Genomic DNA, 16,225 nt, shown 5'->3' with positions numbered 1-16,225 from the left:
AGGCGTCTCGGGGAGGAGAGGTGAAGAACGGCTCAGGCAGAAGTCTTAAGCCGTTCCTCCGTCCTGACAATGTCCGTGAGCGGTACGATGCGAACGAAACGGTCAAGCGTGTTGTCCCAGTCGCCCAGCAGGCGGCGCGCGAGCGGCGAACCGGTCGCCGTCAGGTGCGCCTCGACCAGATCGCGCAGCCGTTCGGCCGCCGCCGCGTCGATGTCGGCCACGCCCGCCAGGTCGCCGTTCAAGGCCCGCTCGGCGAAGCCCGGCTGGTCCAGCACGAACAGCTCGCCGCCGCTCATGCCCGCCGCCAGGTTCCAGCCGACCCCGCCCAGCACGACCACCCGGCCGCCGGTCATATACTCACAGCCATGCGCGCCCAGGCCCTCGACCACCGCCTCGGCGCCCGAGTTGCGCACCGCGAACCGCTCGCCCGCCGCACCGGCCACGAACAGCCGGCCCGAGGTCGCGCCATACAGGGTGGTGTTGCCGCAGATCAGCTGGTCCTCGCGCCATTCCGGCGTGCGGATCGAGATTTCGGCGCCCGACAGGCCCTTGCCGACATAGTCGTTGGCCTCGCCCGTCAGATGCAGTTCCAGACCCTTGGCCGCAAAGGCGCCGAAGCTCTGGCCGGCGATGCCTTCCAGACGCAGCTTCAGACGACCGGCCGGCCCCTGCGCCCCGAACCGCCGCACGATGGCGGAGGACACGGCGGCGCCGACCGTGCGCTGGGTGTTGTTCAGCGGATAGGACAGTTCCAGCGTCTGGCCGCGATCCAGGAACCGCACCGCGTCCTTCAGCACCCGGGCGTCCAGGCTGTCGGCGATGGGCTTGCGCACCTTGTCCGCCCACTTGCCGGCCGCGCCCTCGTCCACTTGGACCAGCAGGGGGTTCAGGTCCAGGTCGTCCAGGTGCGAGCCGCCGCGCCGGACCTGACGCAGCAGGTCGGTGCGGCCGATGATCTCGTCCATCGTCCGCGCGCCGATCGAGGCCAGGATCTCGCGGGTCTCCTCGGCGATGAAGGTGAACAGGTTGACCACCTTGTCCGGGGTGCCTGTGAACTTCTCGCGCAGCCGCTCGTCCTGCGAACAGACGCCGACGGGGCAGGTGTTCGAATGGCACTGGCGCACCATCAGACAGCCCATGGCGATCAGGGCGGCGGTGCCCACCCCGTACTCCTCGGCGCCCAGCATGGCGGCGATGACCACGTCGCGGCCGGTGCGGACCCCGCCGTCGGTGCGCAGGGTCACCGAGCCGCGCAGATTGTTCAGCGTCAGCACCTGGTGGGCTTCGGCCAGGCCGATCTCCCACGGCAGGCCGGCATGCTTGATCGAGGTCTGGGGCGAGGCGCCGGTGCCGCCGTTGTGGCCGGCGATCAGGATGGCGTCGGCGTTGGCCTTGGCCACCCCCGAGGCGATGGCCCCGATGCCCGAGGCGGACACCAGTTTCACCGTCACCTTGGCGTCGGGATTGATGGCCTTCAGATCATAGATCAGCTGGGCCAGGTCCTCGATCGAATAGATGTCGTGGTGCGGCGGCGGGCTGATCAAGGTCGTGCCGGGCACGGCGTGGCGCATCCGGGCGATGAACTCGGTCACCTTGAAGCCGGGCAGTTGCCCGCCCTCGCCGGGCTTGGCGCCCTGGGCCACCTTGATCTCGATCTCGCGGCACTGGTTCAGATATTCGGCCGTGACGCCGAACCGGCCCGAGGCCACCTGTTTGACGGCCGAGTTGGCGTCGTCGCCGTTGGGGCGCGGGTGATAGCGTTCCGGATCCTCGCCGCCCTCGCCCGAGACCGAGCGGGCGCCGATGCGGTTCATGGCGATGTTCAGGGTCTCGTGCGCCTCTGGGCCCAGGGCGCCCAGGGACATGGCCTGGGTCAGGAAGCGGCGGCGGATGTCCGACACGCTCTCGACCTGATCGACCGGGATGGCGACGCCCTCGCGGAAGTCCAGCAGGTCGCGCAGGCTCAGGTCCGGCTGATTGCGGACGGCTTCCGAGAACTGCTTGAACCGGCGATAGTCGCCGCGGTTGCAGGCGTCCTGCAGCAGGTGGATGGTCTTGGCCTCGTGGGCGTGGGCCTCGCCGCCCGAGCGGATTTTGAAGAAGCCGCCGATGGCGGGCGAGGGCCGGGCCTCGCCCCAGGCGACCGTGTGCCGCTTCATCGCCGCCTGCTCCAGACCGGCCAGGCCGATGCCGGAGATGCGCGACGGGGCGCCGGGGAAGAATTCCGCCGTCAGGGCGCGCGACAGGCCCAGCACCTCGAACTCGCAGCCGCCGCGATAGGCGGAGATGACGCTGATCCCCTTGCGCGCCAGGGTCTTCAGCAGGCCCGCCTCGATGCCCTTCTTGTAGTTCAGGCAGGCGTCGCGCAGCGTCAGGCCGGGATACAGGCCCCGGTCCAGACGTTCCTGGAACAGGTCCTGGGCCAGCCAGGCGTTGACGGTGGTCGCGCCGACCCCGACCAGGACCGCGAACCCGTGCGGGTCCAGGGTCTCGGCTGTGCGGACCACGATGGAGCAATAGGAGCGCAGACCCGCCTGGGTCAGGCGGCCGTGAACCCCGGCCGTGGCCAGGATCATCGGCGCGGCCAGACGAGTCGCGGAACCCTGCTGATCCGTCAGCACGATCAGGGCCGCGCCGTCACGGGCGGCGGCCTCGGCCTCGTCCATGATCCGGTCCAGCGCCGCGCGCAGGCCGGCGCCGGGCCGCGCGTCCTCGGACGGGGTGTCATAGCTGCAGTCGATGACCACGGTCGAACCGGCCCCGACCGTCTCGACCATCCGCTCGTACATGCCGTTGGTCAGCACCGGGCTGTCCAGCACGAAGACGTCGGTCTGGGCCGCCTCCTGGGCCAGGATATTGCCCAGGTTCTTGAACCGGGTCTTCAGGCTCATCGCCCCCGCTTCACGCAGCGGGTCGATCGGCGGGTTGGTCACCTGGCTGAAGTTCTGGCGGAAGTAGTGCGACAGCGGGCGCGGCAGGGCCGACAGCACCGCCGGCGGGGCGTCGTCGCCCATCGAGCCTACCGCCTCCTTGCCGTCGCGCACCAGGGCGTCCAGCAACAGGTCCAAATCCTCGCGGCTGAAGCCGGCGGCGATCTGACGGCGCGTCAGATCATCGCCCGAGGTCGAGCGTGGTTCGGGTCCGGGGCCGATGATCGGCTCCAGATCGACCATATTGTCCAGCCACTCGGTATAGGGGTGGGCGGCGGCCAGGGCGTCGATGGCCTCGTGCTCGTCGTACAGACGGCCGTGCTTCATATCGACGGCGATCAGCTTGCCGGGGCCGATGTGCAGGCGGCGCTTCACCCGGCTCTCGGGAATCGGCACCAGACCGGCTTCCGACCCGGCCATCAGCAGGCCGTCCACGGTCTCAACCGCGCGCAGGGGGCGCAGGCCGTTGCGGTCCTTGCCCGCCACGATCCAGCGGCCGTCGGCGGCGCAGATGGCGGCCGGGCCGTCCCACGGCTCCATGACCGCGTTGCAGTAAGCGTAGAAGGCCCGGTGTTCGGGCGGCATGACCACGTCGTCCTTGGCCCAGGCCTCGGGGATCAGCAGGGCCTTGGCCATCGGCGCGGGGCGCCCGGCGTGGACCAGCACCTCCATGACATTGTCCAGGGCGGCCGAGTCCGACCCGCCCGGCTGAACCACCGGCTTCACCTCGCGGTCGCGGTCGCCGAAGGCCTGGGCGGCCATGCGGATCTCGTGCGACTTCATCCAGTTCAGATTGCCCTTCAGCGTGTTGATCTCGCCGTTGTGGGCCATCATGCGGAAGGGCTGGGCCAGCTTCCATTCGGGGAAGGTGTTGGTCGAATAGCGTTGGTGGAAGACGGCATAGGCCGAGACGAAGCGCGGATCCTCCAGGTCGGGATAGAGATTGCCCAGCAGCTCGGCCCGCACCATCCCCTTGTAGGCGATGGAGCGCGCGGACAGGGTGCAGATGTAGACGGCGGCCAGGTTCTCGGTCTTGACCGTTTTCTCGATCCGGCGGCGGCACAGGTACAGCTCGCGCTCCAGCGCCTCGCCGTCCAGCGGCTGTCCGGCGTCGTCCAGCGGCGGGGCCAGCATGATCTGTTCGATCTCGGGCCGAGTGGAGCCGGCCTTGGTCCCCACCACCGACAGATCGATGGGCGTCTGACGCCAGCCATAGATCCAGAAGCCAGCGCGCAGGGCTTCGGTCTCGACGATGGCGCGGGCGCGGTCCTGGGCGCCCAGGTCGGTGCGCGGCAGGAAGACTTGGCCGACGCAGATCGGGCCGGGCCGCAGGGACTGGCCGATCGAGGCCACCTGGTCGGCGAAGAAGCCCTGGGGCAGTTCGGCCATGATGCCGGCCCCGTCGCCCGACAGGCCGTCGGGATCGACCGCGCCCCGGTGGGCCACGGCCTTCAGGCTGCGGATCGCATATTCGACCACGTCGCGGCGCGGCGTGCCGTCGATGGAGCAGACCAGGCCCACGCCGCAGGCGTCGCGCTCGGACGCGCGGTCATAGGCGTGGCCGGCTTCCAGGCGGTCGCGGGTTTCTTCGTACTTGTTCAGCCAATCGGTCATGCCGCGACCTCCTCGGTGCGGGTCTTCAGGTAACGGTCGATTTCGGCGGCGGCGTCCTGGCCTTCGCGCACAGCCCAGACGACCAGGGAGGCGCCGCGCACCGCGTCGCCGGCGGCGAACACGCCGGGCAGGCTGGTGGCGAAGCTGACGGAGCCGACCCGGATGGTGCCGTCGTCGCGCAGGCGCAGATCGGGCTCATGCGCCGCGAACGGCTCGGGCGAGAAGCCCAGGGCCTCGATGACGATGTCGGCCGGAATGTCGAAGTCGGCGCCGGGGACGGGCACGATGTCGCGCCGCTCGCCGGGAGCCGCCTCGGTCAGCTGCATCCGCGCGGCGCGCACGCCGGTGACGACATCGCCTTGGGACAGCAGGGCCTTGGGCGCGCCCAGCCATTCGAAGACGACGCCTTCTTCTTCGGCGTTGACCACTTCGCGGGCCGAACCGGGCATGTTCTCGCGGTCGCGACGATACAGGCAGGTGACGGAGGCCGCGCCCTGGCGGACGGCGGTGCGGACGCAGTCCATGGCGGTGTCGCCGCCGCCGATCACGACCACCCGCTTGCCGCGCGCCTCGTGCCAACCGTCTTCCTCGGCGTCGCCCAGGTCGCGCCGGTTCTGGTGCGTCAGATAGGACAGGGCCGCGACGGTCGAATCCGGACCCCGGCCCGGCGCCGACAGGATGCGCGGCTGATAGACGCCCATGGCCAGCAGCACGACGTCATGGCGCTCGCGCAGTTCGGCCAGGGTCACGTCCTTGCCGATTTCGCAGCCCAGCACGAACTGGACCCCGCCGTCGATCAGACGGTCCACGCGGCGCTGGACGACGTGCTTCTCCAGCTTGAAGCCGGGGATGCCGTAGATCAGCAGGCCGCCGGCGCGGTCGTGCCGGTCATAGACCGTGACCTGATAGCCTTCGCTGCGCAGACGGTCGGCGGCGGCCATGCCGGCCGGCCCGGCGCCGACGATCCCGACGGTCTCGCCGCGTTCGGCCGCCGGGCGGATCGGTTCGACCCAGCCGTTGGCGAAGGCCTGATCGCCCAGCCAGGCCTCGACCGAGCCGATGGTCACGGCGTCCCATCCGGACTGGTTCAGGGTGCAGGCGCCCTCGCACAGCCGGTCCTGCGGGCAGATGCGGCCGCAGATCTCGGGCATGGTCGAGGTCAGGGAAGCGACGCGCCAGGCCTCGCGCGGCTCGTTCTCGGCCGACAGCCGCAGCCAGTCGGGGATGTTGTTCTGAAGCGGACAGGCGTTCTGGCAGAACGGCACGCCGCAGTCAGTGCAGCGCGACGCCTGTTTCTCGGCCGTCTCGGTCGAGGGCGGAATCGTGATCTCTCCGAACCCGCGCGCGCGCAGTTCGGCTGTGGCCTTGGATAGGCGGCGCGGCTCTACGACGAAAGTCCCGCCTTGCTTCAGGGTCTTGTGCATGAGGCGCTTATGCCGCGAATGGTCCGGCATAGGCAAATATTATTGCTGAGACCCGGTCGCAGCCGCTCAAGTTGCAATAAACATCCTGATACGGCCAAATGCGAGACAGCAAAGTGCGCTATCGGTGGGGTTGGGGAAACAGGTTTCAAGCCTTCCGATCTCTGCCGGAACCTCCCCGGCTCGTGGTCGTTGGCTTCCCATTCTAATTTCTCAAGGGAACCGCCATGCCGCGATGGACCACGCCGAGCGGATGGGGTGGGTGGCTGACCCTCCTCCTGGGCCTGTCGATTCTTCTGATCGGCGGCATTCTCGCCGTCGGCGGCGTTCAGCTGCTGAGCCTGGGCGGTTCCTGGTATTATCTGGTCGTCGGCCTGATGCTGATCGTCGCCGGCGCTCTGCTGGTGTTGCGGGATGTCAGGGGCGCGTGGGTCTATTTCGCCGCCTTCCTCTTCACCCTCGTGTGGGCCTTGTGGGAAACAGGCCTGGACGGCTGGGCCCTGGTGCCACGGCTGGTCGGCCCTCTGGTCTTGATGGCCCTGGTTCTGGCGACCCTGCCGGTGCTGAAGCCGCGCGGCGGCAAACGGTTGGCCGGCGGCGGCGCCCTGGGGCTGGCGGTTCTGACCGTGGTGTTCGGGTTTGCGGTCGCCCAGGCCAACCAGGCCCGGATCGAGAACCGGCTGCCGGGCGCACGCGGCGCCTATAATGATCCGGCCCTGCTGAAGACCGGCGCCGACTGGCCCGCCTGGGGCGGCACCGACAGCGCCCAGCGCTATTCCCCCCTGACCCAGATCAACAAGGACAATGTCGGCCGACTGGAACGCGCCTGGACCTTCCGCACCGGCGATCTGCCGGAGGAGCGCTGGGGCGCCGAGACCACGCCGTTGAAGATCGGAAACACCGTCTATCTCTGTTCCGCGCGCAACAAGCTGTTCGCTCTGGACGCCGCGACCGGTCAGCAGAAATGGGCCTATGATCCGCAGGTCGCGGACGAGAACATCCCCTATACGGCCGCCTGCCGCGGCGTGACCTATCACGTGCGCGCCGACGCCCAACCGGCCCAGCCCTGCGCGACCAAGATCATCGAAGGCACCCTGGACGGCCGTATCATCGCCGTCGACGCCCAGACCGGCCGGCCTTGCCCGGCCTTCGGTCAGAACGGCGCCGTGGACATCAAGCGCGGCCTGGGCGACCCCTATCCCGGCATGGTGTCGATCACCTCGCCGCCCGTCATCGTGCGGGGCGTGATCGTGACCGGGCACCAGGTGCTGGACGGCCAGAAAAGATGGAACGCCTCAGGCGTGATCCAGGGTTTCGACGTCGAGACCGGCGAACTCCGCTTCGCCTGGGACATGATGCGTCCGGACCGCACCGGCCTGCCGCCCGAGGGCGAGACCTATACGCCGGGCACGCCCAATATGTGGACCACGGCCACGGGGGACGAGGCCCTGGGCCTGGTCTATCTGCCGATGGGCAATTCGGCGGCCGACTACTGGTCCAGCTCACGCCGCCCGCAGGAGAATGAATATTCCACCGCCCTGGTCGCGCTCGATGTGACGACGGGCAAGCCGCGCTGGCATTTCCAGACGGTCCACAAGGATGTCTGGGACTTCGACCTGGGCTCGCAGGCGACCTTGATCGACTATCCCACGGGGGGCGGCGTCGTGCCGGCCCTGCTGCTGCCCACCAAACAGGGCGACATGTATGTGTTCAACCGCGCCACCGGCCAGATGCTGCACGGGATGGAGGAACGCCCGGTCCCGACCACGGGCGGAACCGAGCAGGGCCAGCGCGCGCCGACCCAGCCGTTTTCGCTGTTCGCCACCCTGCGCAAGCCGAATCTCGAAGAGCGCGACATGTGGGGCATGTCCCCCATCGATCAGATGATGTGCCGCATCAACTTCAAGAAGGCGAACTACCAAGGCTACTACACCCCGCCCTCGACCAATCACTACATCAACTATCCGGGCTACAACGGCGGTTCGGACTGGGGCGGCGTGGCGGTCGATCCGGTGCGGGGCGTGATCATCGCCAACTATAATGACATGCCCAACTACAACCGGCTGGTGCCGCGCGAAGAGGCGAACGAGGCGGGCTGGTTCCCGCGCGACGACCCGCGCTACATCGAGCAGCAGAAGGAACTGGCCCTGCGCGGCGGCAGCCTGTCCAAGGGCGAGGGCGCCGGCGATCCGCAGATCGGCGTGCCCTACGCCATCGACGTCAACGCCGGCTGGCGCGTGAAGTGGACGGGCCTGCTGTGCAAGGAGCCTCCCTACGGCGGCATCACGGCCATCGACCTGCGCTCGGGCCAGACCCTGTGGGACCGACCGTTCGGCACGGCGCGCAAGAACGGGCCGTGGGGCATCCCTTCGCACCTGCCGCTGGAGATCGGCACGCCGAACAACGGCGGATCAGTGGTCACGGCCGGCGGCCTGATCTTCATCGCCGCCGCCACCGACGACCTGATCCGCGCCATCGACATCGAGACGGGCAAGACGGTCTGGTCCGACGTGCTGCCGGCCGGCGGCCAGGCCAATCCGATGATCTATGAGCAGAACGGCCGCCAGTATCTCGTCATCATGGCGGGCGGCCACCACTTCATGGAGACGCCGCGCGGCGACTACGTCATCGCCTATGCTCTGCCGCAGCGGGGTTAGTCAGGCCTCAAAGGCTGGCGCGGATGATGTCCATCGTGCGCGCCAGCCGCTCTTGGTCGATGCGGCCAAGGCGGGTGGCCACGGCCACGTCGATGGCGGCGATCTTGGCGGGTCGGACGACGGACGGCGCGGGCAGCCCGGCGTCAGCATAACTGTCGCCGAACGACACATCGTCAGCCCACGGCCTGTTGTCGGCGCTGGTGATCATGACGACCCACAACAGCCTGTCTCCATCACCCAGCGGGCCGTCGGAGACGACCAGGGCAGGGCGATGCTGGCGGGTGCTGCGGTCGGTGTAGGGGAAGGGGACGCGGACGACGTCGCCGCGCTCAAAGTCCGGCATAAGCCTTGCGATCCGCGTCGTTGTCCCATTCGTCGAACGCTGCGAACGGATCTTCAGCCGGCGCCTTGCGAGCCTTGCGCAGGATTACCCGGTCGCCGTCCAGATCGTATTGCAGTTCATCGCCGTCCTGCAGGCTCAGCGCGGCGCGCACGGCCTGGGGGATGGTCGTCTGGGCCTTGGATGTCAGGCGGCTCTTGATCATGCGATGAAGGTAAGGAATTTCCTTACCGACGGCAAGTCAGGGTCTGATCTGACCCTGGCCGCGCACCACGTATTTGTAGGTGGTCAGCTGTTCCGCCCCCACCGGGCCGCGCGCATGCAGGCGGGCGGTGGATATGCCGATCTCGCCGCCAAAGCCGAACTCGCCGCCGTCGGCGAACTGGGTCGAGGCGTTGATCAGGACGATGGCGCTATCCACCCGCGCCGCAAACCGTTCGGCGGCGTCGGCGTCGGTGGTGAGGATCGCCTCGGTGTGGCCCGAGCCGTAGCGGGCGATATGGTCGGTGGCGGCGTCCAGATCATCGACGATCCGCACCGCCAGGATGGGGGCCAGATACTCGGTGGTCCAGTCGGCCTCCTTGGCCGGGATCATGGCGGGGACCAGGGCCAGGGCCTCGGCGTCGCCGCGCAGTTCGCATCCGGCGGCGATCAGGTCGGCGGCGACCGGGGGCAGCAGGCGTTCGGCGCCCGCACGATCCACCAACAAGGTCTCGGTCGCCCCACACACCGACACCCGGCGCATCTTGGCGTTCACCACCACGGCCCGCGCGACCTCCAGATCGGCGGCTTCGTGCAGATAGGTGTGGTTCAGCCCCTCCAGATGGCTGAGCACCGCCACCCTGGCCTCGGCCTGGACGCGGGCGACGAGGCTCTTGCCGCCGCGCGGAATGATCACGTCGATGGCGCCGTCCAGGCCGGTCAGCATCAGGCCCACAGCCGCGCGGTCAGGCGTGTCCACCAACTGCACCGCATCGGCGGGCAGTCCTGCCTCGTTCAGGGCTTCCGCGATCAAGCCCGCGATGGCCAGCGACGACTGCAGACAGTCGGAACCGCAGCGCAGGATGGCCGCATTGCCCGAACGGATGCACAGGGCGGCGGCGTCGGCGGTGACGTTGGGTCGGCTCTCGTAGATCACGCCCAGCACGCCGATAGGGGTGCGGACCCGGGCGATGTCCAGGCCGTTGGCGGGGGTCCAGCGTTCGGTCTCGACGCCCAGGGGATCGGGCACGGCGGCAATGGTCGCTACCGCTTGCGCCATGCCGGCGACGCGCGCAGGCGTCAGGGCCAGTCGGTCGATCAGGGCCTCGGTCATGCCATTGGCGCGGGCGGCGTCCACGTCGCGGGCGTTGGCGGCCAGGATTTCGGCCTCGGCCGCCGTCAGCTTTTGCGCCAGCGCCTCCAGCGCGCGGGTGCGGGCCGCGGCCGGCGCTTCACGCAGGGCGACGGCGGCGACGCGGGCGCGCTGGCCCAGGTCCAGCATTCGGGTCTCAAGATCGGTCATCGGTCGTCCAGAACCATGTCGTCGCGGTGGATCAGAACCGAGGCGCCGCGATAGCCGAGGATGGCCTCGATCTCGTCCGAGCGGCGGCCCCGGATGCGGGCGGCCTCTTCGGCGGCGTAGGCGGCCAGGCCCACGCCCACGGCCCGGCCCTCGGGGTCGATCAGGCGCACGCAGTCGCCCTTTTCGAAATCGCCGCTCACGGCCGTCACCCCGGCGGGCAGCAGGCTCTTGCCCGCCCTCAGCGCCACGACGGCTCCGGCGTCCAGCGTCAGGGATCCGGCCGGCGACAGACTGCCGGCGATCCACTGCTTATAGGCGGCCATGGGGCCGTCAGGGGCGGTGATCAGGGTGGCGCGGGCGCCCGCCCGGACGGCGCTCAGCGGGGACAGGGTCTGGCCCGAGGCGATGATGGTGGCGCAGCCGGCCGAGCGGGCGATCTGGGCCGCCGCCAGCTTGGTCGCCATGCCGCCGGTGCCGACCCCCGCCTGGGTGTTGGCGCCCCCGCCCATGGCCAGGATGTCGGGGCTCAGGGTCTCGATCAGGGGTAGGTGAGCGGCCTCCGAGTCACGCCGCGGATCGGCGGTGTACAGGCCGTCCACGTCCGACAGCAGGATCAACAGATCGGCCCGCGCCAACTGGGCCGTGCGCGCCGCCAGCCGGTCGTTGTCGCCATAGCGGATCTCTTCGGTGGCGACGGTGTCGTTCTCGTTGACGATGGGGATGACCCCGTGCCCCAGCAGGGCCTCGACCGTGGCGCGGGCGTTCAGCCAGCGGCGGCGGCGTTCGGTGTCGTCGCGCGTCAGCAGCACCTGGCCGACCACCAGGTCGTGGGGCGCCAGGGCCTCGGACCAGGCGGCCATCAGCAGAGACTGTCCGACCGAGGCCGCCGCCTGCTTGTCCTCCAGCCGCGCGCCCAGTTTCGGCAGACGCCCCCGGCCCAGGGCGATTGAGCCGGACGAGACCACGATGACCTCGCGTCCCTCGGCCTTCAGCGCGGCCAGATCCGACGCCACGGCCGCCAGCCAGTCGCGCGTCGGCCGCCGTGTCTCGGCGTCGATCAGCAGCGAGGATCCGATCTTGACCACGACGCGCCGCGCCGCCGTCAGGGCGGATGCGGCGTTGGCGGCGGAGTCTGGGCGTGGGGGCAGGGCGGCGGCCTGGGACATGAAGGTTTCTCTAACGCGACTGTTCGGGCTTGTCTCTTGCCGTATCCGCCGCCACAGCAGGCGAATGATGGAATCCCTTTCCCCGATCGCGGCCGGCGCCCTGGGCAGTCTGGCGGCGGGCATGATGACGGCGGTGGGTGCGGCCCCCATGCTGTTCGTCAAACGGCCCGGACAACAGACCCAGAGCGTGCTGCTGGGCTTCGCCGCCGGGGTCATGCTGGCGGCCTCCTTCTTTTCGCTGATCATTCCAGGCGTGGACGTGCTTCAGGCCGGGGGCGCGACCCAGGCCTGGGCGGCGGGAACGATGGCGGCGGCGGTGCTGATCGGAGCGACGGCCATCGGCCTGATGAACCGGTTTGCGCCGGTGGACATGCTGGCCATCGGTCCGGCCCAGTCCAAGCATCTTGCCCGTCGCATCTGGCTGTTCATCATCGCCATCACCCTGCACAACTTCCCCGAAGGCGCGGCCGTCGGCGTCAGTTTCGGCGGCGGCGACATGCACCAGGGCCTGGCCACCGCCCTGGGCATCGGCATCCAGAACATGCCCGAAGGCCTGGCCGTCTCGGCCGCCATGGCCTCGCTGGGCTATGGGCGCGGGGCCGCCTTCCTGGGTGCGCTGGCGTCCGGCCTGGTCGAGCCTGTCGGCGGTCTGATCGGGGCCGGGGTGGTGGGCATGCTGCCCGGCGCCCTGCCGTGGGGCCTGGGTCTGGCGGCCGGCGCCATGATCTATGTCGTCACCGCCGAGATCATTCCCCAGACCCGCGAACAGTCCAAGGGGGACGGCTCGATGATCGGTCTGATGATCGGCCTGGTGGGCATGATGTTCCTGGACATCGCCCTGGGTTGACGGGCCCGCGGTGGACGCCGACGTGTCAGTTACATCATTTACATCCGGCGCGGGTCTGGACGGGGGCATGCGCCAGAGGTTAGGCCACATGCCTCCCCGGCCTGATCCGCACGATCTCGCCGCCGATCTTCCGCCCGACCTTCCGAAGGAGCGCCCCATGAAGACGCGACCTGTAAAACCTTCGGCTTCCCGTCGAAACTTCTTGTCTGGCCTCGGGCTTCTCGCCCTGATGGGCGCCGGAGTCTTCCCCATGCCTGCTACCGCCGAAACCGCCCGCGCCGTTCAGCGTCACCGCCAGCGGATCGAAGATCTGATCGCGGCCATGACCGTGGAAGAGAAGGCGGGCCAGCTGAACCTGCTCGCCGACCCGTTCCGCTGGATGCCCACGGCGGTCAATCCGCTGGACGGCACGGGGGACCCTGCGCGCGTCACCGCCCTGATCCGCGAAGGCAAGGTCGGCAGCCTGTTCAACGGCATCGGCGCCGAGACCGGCCGCCGCATCCAGCAGGTGGCGATGGAGGAAAGCCGGCTGAAGATCCCGCTGCTGTTCGCGGCGGACGTGATCCACGGCCTGTCCACCATCTTCCCCGTGCCTCTGGCCGAGGCTGCGGCCTTCGACACCCAGCTGGCCTATCGCACCGCCCGCGCCGCCGCGGTCGAGACGGCCGCCTCCGCCGTGCACCAGACCTACGCTCCCATGGTGGACGTGGCTCGCGACCAACGCTGGGGCCGCAATGTCGAGGGCGCCGGCGAGGACGTGCTGCTGAACAATCTGCTGGCCGCCGCTCGAGTGCGCGGCTTCCAGGGCGACAAGGGTCTGGACGACCGCGACGCCGTCCTGGCGACCGCCAAACACATGGCCGCCTATTCGGGCGCCATCGGCGGGGTCGAGTACAACACCACCGACATGAGCGAACAGACGCTGCGCGGGGTCTATCTGCCGCCGTTCAAGGCCTCGGTGGACGCCGGCGCCCTGTCGATCATGAGCGCCTTCAACGACGTCAACGGCGTGCCCGCCTCGGGCAGCCGCAAGCTGCTGACCGACATCCTGCGCGGCGAATGGGGTTTCGAAGGCTTCGTCGTCTCCGACTACACCTCCGAACAGGAACTGGTCGCCCACGGCTTCGCCGAGGACGGCCGCGACGCGGCGCGCATCGCCTTCAACGCCGGGGTCGATGTCTCGATGGTCTCGGGCCTCTATCTCGAACACCTGCCCAGCCTGGTGGCGAGCGGTGAAGTGTCGATGGCCCGGCTGGACGAGGCGGTGCGTCGCCTCCTGACCACCAAGGCGGCCCTTGGCCTGTTCGACGACCCCTATCGCGGCACGGACCCCGTGCGTGAAAAGGCCGTGGTCGGGTCGCGCGACCACATCGCCCTGTCGCGCGAGGCGGGCCGCAAGTCGGTGGTCCTGCTGAAGAACGACAACCAGATCCTGCCGTTGAACAAGAGCCAGAAGATCGCCCTGGTCGGCCCGTTCGCCGACGATGTGGACAATGTCTGGGGACCGTGGACCATCTGGGGCGCGCCGGAGCGCCGCGTCTCGCTGGAAGCCGGCTTCCGCGCCGCGATGACCGATCCGCAAGCCCTGACCGTCGCGCGCGGTTCGGGCGTCGAGACCCCGCTGGACGGCGGGATCGAAGAGGCCGTCCGTGCGGCCGCCAACGCCGACGTCATCGTCCTGGCCATCGGCGAGAGCCAGAAGATGTCGGGCGAGGCGCAGTCGCGCACCGAGATCGTCGTCCCGGCCCCGCAACAGGCCCTGGTCGACGCCATGGCCGCCACCGGCAAGCCGATGGTCATCCTGCTGCGCAACGGCCGGGCCCTGGCGCTGGAGGGCAATGTCAAGAACGCCCAGGCCATCGTCGTCACCTGGTTCCTGGGTGAGCAGATGGGCAACGCCGTCGCCGACGTCGTCTTCGGCGATCACGGCCCCTCGGCGCGTCTGCCGGTCAGCTTCCCGCACAAGTCGGGCCAGCAGCCCTATTCCTACGACCACAAGAACACCGGCCGTCCGGCCAATCCGGACCTGCCGATCGAGGAATACAAGGCCCGCTACCGCGAGACGACCAATACGGCCCTGTATCCGTTCGGCTACGGCTTGACCTATGGCGAGGTGGCCTATGGTCCGGTGCAGATGGCGAGCGACCAACTGGCCTGGGCCGGGACGCTGGACGTGGCCGTGACCGTCACCAACCAGGGCGCCCATGTCGCCGAGGAACTGGTCCAGCTCTATATCCACGACCGGGTCGCCAGCCTGACCCAGCCGGGGCGGCTGCTGAAGGACTTCAAGCGGGTGACGCTGCGGCCAGGCCAGAGCGAGACGGTGCGCTTCAGCCTGAACGCCCGCCAGCTCGGCTTCATCGGCGAGGACAGCACCTATCGGATCGAGCCGGGCCTGTTCGATCTGTGGCTGGCGCCCCATGCTCAGGGCGGTTCGGCGGCCCAGTTCCGGCTGGTCGGCCCGGCCTAGGATGCGGATGGTCGTTGACCCGGCGGGCGGCAGGGCTTAACGACCCCGCCGTTTGTTTAGTCCAGCGGTCTGGGGCCTCCGTTTAGGCCGGATTCGTGTGTAGGAGCGCGCCCATGACGACTAAGATTCTTCCGGGCGCAACTGGCGTCCTCGCGCTCGCCGACGGCACGGTCCTGCAAGGGATCGGCGTCGGGGCGGTCGGATCGGCCCTGGGCGAGGTGGTCTTCAACACCGCCATGACCGGCTATCAGGAAATCCTGACCGACCCGTCCTACATGAGCCAGATCCTGGCCTTCACCTTCCCGCACGTCGGCAACACCGGCACCAATGTCGAAGACATCGAACAGATGGGCGGCGGTTCGGACACCTCGGCGCGGGGCGCCATCTTCCGCGACGTGCCGACCGATCCGGCCAACTATCGGTCCGACGCCAGCTTCGACGATTGGATGAAGCGGCGCGGCGTTGTCGGTCTGGCCGGCGTCGACACCCGCGCCCTGACCAAGATCATCCGCGACAAGGGCGCCCCCCACGCGGTCATCGCCCATGATCCGGACGGCCAGTTCGACCTGGACGCATTGATCGCCCAGGCGCGCGCCTGGACCGGCCTTGTCGGTCTGGACCTGGCCAAGCCCGCCTCGACGCTGCAGGCGTTCGAATGGGACGAGGGCCTGTGGGAATGGCCGGAAGGTCATCCGAAGACTGAAGGGCGCAAGACCGTGGTCGTCATCGACTATGGGGTGAAGCGCAACATCCTGCGCGCCCTGGCCTCGACCGGCGCCAAGATCACCGTGGTGCCCGCGACGACGACGGCGGAAGAGGTTCTGGCCCGCAATCCCGATGGCGTCGTCCTGTCGAACGGTCCGGGCGATCCGGCCGCGACCGGCGAATACGCCGTGCCCGAGATTCAGAAACTGGTCGCCAGCGGCAAGCCCCTGATGGGCATCTGCCTGGGCCACCAGATGCTGGCCCTGGCCCTGGGCGCCAAGACGGTGAAGATGGAACAGGGCCACCACGGCGCCAACCATCCGGTCAAGGACCTGACCACCGGCAAGGTCGAGATCGTGTCGATGAACCACGGCTTCACCGTTGATCGCGACAGCCTGCCCGACGCCGTGACCGAAACCCACGTCAGCCTGTTCGACGGCACCAACTGCGGCATCGCGGTCAAGGACAAGCCGATCTTCAGCGTCCAGCACCATCCCGAGGCCTCGCCCGGTCCGGCCGACAGCCTGTATCTGTTCGACCGGTTCGCCGACCTGATGGGTCCGCGCTGACG

10 protein-coding genes are annotated in these 16,225 nt (G+C 69.1%); 4 read left to right on the top strand and 6 right to left on the bottom strand.

Annotated features, from left to right (window positions below; all coding sequences use genetic code 11):
* Positions 1-32: 32 nt before the first annotated feature.
* Positions 33-4,544, bottom strand: coding sequence for a glutamate synthase large subunit (gene gltB, locus GGR11_RS07925; protein ID WP_183196165.1), 4,512 nt, complete (start codon positions 4,542-4,544; stop codon positions 33-35).
* Complete coding sequence (locus GGR11_RS07920) at positions 4,541-5,968, bottom strand: NAD(P)-dependent oxidoreductase (RefSeq protein WP_183196164.1); 1,428 nt, start codon at positions 5,966-5,968, stop codon at positions 4,541-4,543. The genes gltB and GGR11_RS07920 overlap by 4 nt, the downstream gene beginning before the upstream one ends.
* A gap of 224 nt (positions 5,969-6,192) precedes the next feature.
* On the opposite strand from GGR11_RS07920, the gene GGR11_RS07915 reads away from it, so the two are divergent.
* Entirely contained in the window at positions 6,193-8,622 is a 2,430-nt protein-coding gene (locus GGR11_RS07915) for a membrane-bound PQQ-dependent dehydrogenase, glucose/quinate/shikimate family (RefSeq protein WP_183196163.1), read from the top strand.
* 7 nt (positions 8,623-8,629) lie between these two features.
* Here the strand turns inward: GGR11_RS07915 and GGR11_RS07910 are convergent, their stop codons facing one another.
* Genes GGR11_RS07910 through proB form a run of 4 tightly spaced genes read right to left on the bottom strand, consistent with a single transcriptional unit; the run spans position 8,630 to position 11,632 of the window.
* Positions 8,630-8,965 (bottom strand): type II toxin-antitoxin system PemK/MazF family toxin, encoded by a 336-nt coding sequence (locus GGR11_RS07910; RefSeq protein WP_183196162.1) that lies wholly within the window; start codon positions 8,963-8,965, stop codon positions 8,630-8,632.
* Positions 8,952-9,167, bottom strand: a complete 216-nt coding sequence (locus tag GGR11_RS07905; protein WP_183196161.1) for an AbrB/MazE/SpoVT family DNA-binding domain-containing protein — start codon at positions 9,165-9,167, stop codon at positions 8,952-8,954. The genes GGR11_RS07910 and GGR11_RS07905 overlap by 14 nt, the downstream gene beginning before the upstream one ends.
* Before the next feature lie 36 nt (positions 9,168-9,203).
* Positions 9,204-10,466 (bottom strand): glutamate-5-semialdehyde dehydrogenase, encoded by a 1,263-nt coding sequence (locus GGR11_RS07900; RefSeq protein WP_183196160.1) that lies wholly within the window; start codon positions 10,464-10,466, stop codon positions 9,204-9,206.
* Positions 10,463-11,632 (bottom strand): glutamate 5-kinase, encoded by a 1,170-nt coding sequence (gene proB, locus GGR11_RS07895; RefSeq protein WP_183196159.1) that lies wholly within the window; start codon positions 11,630-11,632, stop codon positions 10,463-10,465. Before proB ends, GGR11_RS07900 begins: the two co-directional genes overlap by 4 nt.
* A 67-nt stretch (positions 11,633-11,699) precedes the next feature.
* Here proB and GGR11_RS07890 point away from each other — a divergent pair, with 67 nt between their 5' ends.
* From GGR11_RS07890 to carA, 3 genes are all read left to right on the top strand, one after another.
* Positions 11,700-12,479, top strand: a complete 780-nt coding sequence (locus GGR11_RS07890; protein ID WP_183196158.1) for a ZIP family metal transporter — start codon at positions 11,700-11,702, stop codon at positions 12,477-12,479.
* Positions 12,480-12,729: 250 nt separating this feature from the next.
* The gene (locus GGR11_RS07885; protein WP_183196157.1) at positions 12,730-14,949 is read left to right on the top strand and encodes a glycoside hydrolase family 3 N-terminal domain-containing protein; all 2,220 of its coding nucleotides are present in this window, start codon (positions 12,730-12,732) and stop codon (positions 14,947-14,949) included.
* 113 nt (positions 14,950-15,062) lie between these two features.
* Positions 15,063-16,223, top strand: a complete 1,161-nt coding sequence (gene carA, locus GGR11_RS07880) for a glutamine-hydrolyzing carbamoyl-phosphate synthase small subunit (RefSeq protein ID WP_183196156.1) — start codon at positions 15,063-15,065, stop codon at positions 16,221-16,223.
* Positions 16,224-16,225 lie beyond the last annotated feature (2 nt).

This window comes from Brevundimonas mediterranea (assembly GCF_014196125.1).
In the GTDB taxonomy this organism is placed as follows: domain Bacteria; phylum Pseudomonadota; class Alphaproteobacteria; order Caulobacterales; family Caulobacteraceae; genus Brevundimonas; species Brevundimonas mediterranea.
Note: the sequence above shows the minus strand (reverse complement) of the source record. Positions and strands in the feature narration are given on the sequence as shown.